Below are 649 nucleotides of genomic sequence, written 5' to 3' on the forward strand. Positions count from 1 at the left end.
CTATAACTTCCTTCCAACGCTCATAGTCAGCCACTTCGTCAACGTCCCACGAGTCAGGAAGCACTTGATAGCTTAGTCCTATCCGACTGCAGCAACTAAGCGTTTGCTCCAGCGCCTTATCACTCCCCCACTCAACACCATCGAGCCAATTACCATTAACTCGGGCCAGAGCTTCTCTGCGTAAGGCTAGTAATACATAACCACCATCTTCTGCGGGTATGATCGCCACGTCATGCTCACTTAATGAATCTTTTACAACTTTCAGGTCAGATACAGTGACATTCGGACAATCACTGCCAATAATCGCAACGCTCTGATAATCAACTAAACTACGCTCAAGGGTATCGCACATTCGCTCACCAAGATTTTCCCCTCGCTGTTCGTGGCAGTCTAAACCTTCTTCTGCAATTAGTGCCTTAAGCTTTTTATGGGCATTTATAGATTCTGCTTCAAGCGAGTCAAACGAAGCACTCTTTTGATCAAACCATAACTGATAGTCACAAGCGATACACTGACTAAATCTTAAAGCAATATCTGCAACAAGCTCCATATGAATAGATAGCGCAGCCTCCTCACCCAAGACTTTCGCAATACGAGTTTTTACATGCCCCAACAAAGGACGCTTAGCAAACTGAACAAGTAAAAACTT

1 protein-coding gene is annotated in these 649 nt (G+C 44.5%); it reads right to left on the bottom strand.

Going from position 1 to position 649, the window contains the following annotated elements; all coding sequences use genetic code 11:
- The coding region (locus tag A3761_RS04185) for a TIGR04282 family arsenosugar biosynthesis glycosyltransferase (protein ID WP_068749878.1) at window positions 1–649 on the bottom strand (649 nt) is incomplete at both ends.

The sequence above is a fragment of the Oleiphilus sp. HI0123 genome, assembly GCF_001635315.1.